Origin of the sequence: Streptomyces flavofungini, from assembly GCF_041028215.1 — a bacterium.
GTDB classification, from domain to species: domain Bacteria; phylum Actinomycetota; class Actinomycetes; order Streptomycetales; family Streptomycetaceae; genus Streptomyces; species Streptomyces flavofungini_B.
The window spans coordinates 1-3609 of sequence record NZ_JASKYR010000705.1; the positions used below are offsets into that span (position 1 = coordinate 1).

The 3609-nt window shown below is 70.9% G+C and carries 2 protein-coding genes; both read right to left on the reverse strand.

The window, feature by feature from the left end:
* A partial coding sequence (gene recQ, locus AB8Z36_RS32850) for a DNA helicase RecQ (RefSeq protein ID WP_369217041.1) occupies nt 1–1983 on the reverse strand: 1983 nt, incomplete at its 3' end.
* A gap of 167 nt (nt 1984–2150) precedes the next feature.
* Nucleotides 2151–3609, reverse strand: a 1459-nt coding sequence (gene nuoN, locus AB8Z36_RS32855; RefSeq protein WP_369217040.1) for an NADH-quinone oxidoreductase subunit NuoN, incomplete at its 5' end; no start/stop codon positions are given.

Genomic DNA, 3609 nt, shown 5'->3' on the forward strand with positions numbered 1-3609 from the left:
GTTCCCGGTGGTGTCCGGGGCTCGGTCCGAGGCGCTGTCCCCCGCCCCGTCGGTCGCCCCCGCGGTGAAGTCGGCCACGACGCCGACCACGCCTTCCCCGTACGTGGCCCGCTTCTTCTCACCCACTCCGCTGATGCCCGCGAGGTCCCCGACCGCAGTGGGCCGCAGCGTGGCGATCTCGCGGAGTGTGGCGTCGTGGAAGATCACATACGCCGGGACGCCCTGCTCCTTGGCCTGGGCGGCGCGCCAGGCGCGGAGTGCCTCGAAGAGCGGCACCGCTTCCTGGGGCAGCTCGGCGACCGCCGCCGCCGACTTCGCCTTGCGCTCGCCCTTGGACGCGCGCGCCGCCGGGGCCCGCTTCGGCTCCTTGCGCAGCCGCACCTCCCGCTCCCGGCCGAGGACGGTGCCGCTCTCCTCGGTGAGCACCAGCGTGCCGTACTCCCCCTCGACCGCGATCAGGCCCTGGGCCAGGAGCTGCCGGACGACGCCGCGCCACTCGGCCTCCGCGAGCTCCTCGCCGATGCCGAAGACGGAGAGCTGGTCGTGGTCGAACTGGATGACCTTCGCGGTCTTCTTGCCCAGCAGGATGTCGATGATCTGGCCCGCGCCGAACTTCTGGCCCCGCTCACGCTGGAGCCGCACCACCGTGGACAGCACCTTCTGTGCGGCGACCGTGCCGTCCCAGGTCTCGGGCGGGGTGAGGCACGTGTCGCAGTTGCCGCAGCGCTCGGCCGCCGCCTCCTGGCCGAAGTAGGTCAGGAGCTGGGCCCTGCGGCACTGGGCGGTCTCGCAGAGGGCCAGCATCGAGTCCAGGTGGGCCGCGGCCCTGCGGCGGAACGCCTCGTCGCCCTCGCCTCCCTGGATCAGCTTGCGCTGCTGGACGACGTCCTGGAGGCCATATGCCATCCAGGCCGTGGAGGGCAGGCCGTCACGGCCCGCGCGGCCCGTCTCCTGGTAGTACCCCTCGACCGATTTGGGCAGGTCGAGGTGGGCGACGAAGCGGACGTCCGGCTTGTCGATGCCCATGCCGAAGGCGATCGTGGCGCAGACGACGAGGCCCTCCTCGCGCAGGAAGCGGGACTGGTGGGCCGCGCGCGTCCCGCCGTCCAGACCCGCGTGGTACGGCACCGCCTCGATGCCGTTCCGGCAGAGGAATTCGGCGGTCTTCTCGACCGAGTTCCGCGAGAGGCAGTAGACGATGCCCGCGTCGCCCGTGTGCTCCTCCTTCAGGAAGGACAGGAGCTGCTTCTTCGGCTCGGCCTTCGGCACGATGCGGTACTGGATGTTGGGCCGGTCGAAGCTCGCCACGAAGTGCCGGGCGTCCGGCATGCCGAGCCGCTGCGTGATCTCCCGGTGCGTGGCGTGCGTGGCCGTCGCCGTGAGGGCGATCCGGGGCACGTCGGGCCAGCGCTGCCCGAGCACGGAGAGCGCCAGATAGTCGGGCCGGAAGTCGTGGCCCCACTGCGCCACGCAGTGCGCCTCGTCGATGGCGAAGACGGAGATCTTGCCGCGGGACAGCAGATCCAGCGTGGCGTCCAGGCGCAGGCGCTCCGGAGCGAGATAGAGCACATCGAGCTCGCCCGCGAGGAACTCCGCCTCCATCACGCGCCGCTCGTCGAAGTCCTGCGTGGAGTTGATGAACCCGGCCCGCACGCCGAGCGCGCGCAGCGCGTCCACCTGGTCCTGCATGAGCGCGATGAGCGGCGAGACCACGACACCCGTGCCGGGGCGGACCAGGGCCGGGATCTGATAGCAGAGGGACTTTCCGCCGCCGGTGGGCATGAGGACGACCGCGTCGCCACCGGCCACCACGTGCTCTATGACCGCTTCCTGCTCGCCGCGGAACGCGTCGTACCCGAAGACGCGGTGGAGCGTGCGCAGCGCGTCGCTCTCCGTCACGCCGCCGGTCGGCACGGTGCCGGTCGTCGCGCCCGGCGCCGCCGAGGGCGCCGTCACCTCGCTCATGTCCTTGGTCCCATCCATCGCGCTGTCCCCCGCCGAACGTCCTGCCTCGGTCACTTCCTCGACCACTGCCCCCACGATAGGGCTCCGCGCCGACAGCCCGGGAAGTTATCCACAGGCCGCCGCCCGGCATCCCCAGTGATCGGGATGCCGGGCGGCGGCAGGTGTGCGGAACGACGGGCTCCGGGCTACCGGACGAAGACCCCCGCCTGGCTCGCGAGGTCCAGGAAGTACTGCGGGGCCACGCCGAGCACCAGCGTCACCGCGACGCCCACACCGATCGCCGTCATCGTCAGCGGCGAGGGCACGGCGACCGTGGGGCCGTCCGCCTTCGGCTCGCTGAAGAACATCAGCACGATCACGCGGATGTAGAAGAACGCGGCGATCGCCGAGGAGAGGACACCGATCACGACCAGCGCGCCCGCGCCGCCGTCGGCCGCCGCCTTGAACACCGCGAACTTCCCGGTGAAGCCGGAGGTCAGCGGAATGCCTGCGAAGGCGAGCAGGAAGACCGCGAAGACCGCCGCGACCAGTGGTGACCTGCGGCCGAGCCCCGCCCATTTCGACAGGTGAGTGGCCTCGCCGCCCGCGTCCCGCACCAGGGTGACCACGGCGAAGGCGCCGATCGTCACGAAGGAGTAGGCACCCAGATAGAACAGGACGGAGGAGATTCCGTCCGGGGTGGTGGCGATCACACCGGCGAGGATGAACCCGGCGTGCGCGATGGACGAGTACGCCAGGAGCCGCTTGATGTCGGTCTGCGTGATCGCGACGATCGCGCCGCCCAGCATGGTGACGATCGCGATGCCCCACATCACGGGCCGCCAGTCCCAGCGCAGCCCCGGCAGGACCACGTAGAGGAGGCGGAGGAGGGCGCCGAACGCGGCCACCTTCGTCGCCGCCGCCATGAAGCCGGTGACCGGGGTCGGGGCGCCCTGGTAGACGTCCGGGGTCCACATGTGGAACGGCACCGCGCCCACCTTGAAGAGCAGCCCCATCGTCACCATCGCGACGCCGATGAGGAGCAGCGCGTCATTGCCCATGGTGTCGGCGAGCGCCGGGTCGATGGTCTTGACGTTGCCCTCGACGACGTTGGCGAGCGTCGCGTACGACACCGAGCCCGCGTATCCGTAGAGAAGGGCGATGCCGAAGAGCGTGAACGCCGAGGCGAACGCGCCGAGCAGGAAGTACTTGACCGCTGCTTCCTGCGACATCAGGCGCTTGCGGCGGGCCAGCGCGCAGAGCAGGTACAGCGGCAGGGAGAAGACTTCCAGCGCGATGAAGAGCGTCAGGAGGTCGTTGGCCGCCGGGAAGACGAGCATGCCGCCGATGGCGAACAGCGCGAGCGGGAACACCTCGGTGGTGGTGAAACCGGCCTTGGTGGCGGCCCGCTCGCTCTCGCTGCCCGGTACGGAACCGGCCTGCGCCACGAACGAGTCGACGCGGTTGCCGTGCGCCTCCGGGTCGAGACGCCGCTCGGCGAAGGTGAAGATCGCGACGAGTCCGGCGAGCAGGATCGTGCCTTGCAGGAAGAGTGCGGGTCCGTCGACCGCGATCGCGCCCATCGCCGCGGTGGTCGGGCTCGCGGCCCGCGGCTTCGGCACGACGAAGGCGCACATCGCGGCGATGGGCGCCTTCGTCGTGCCG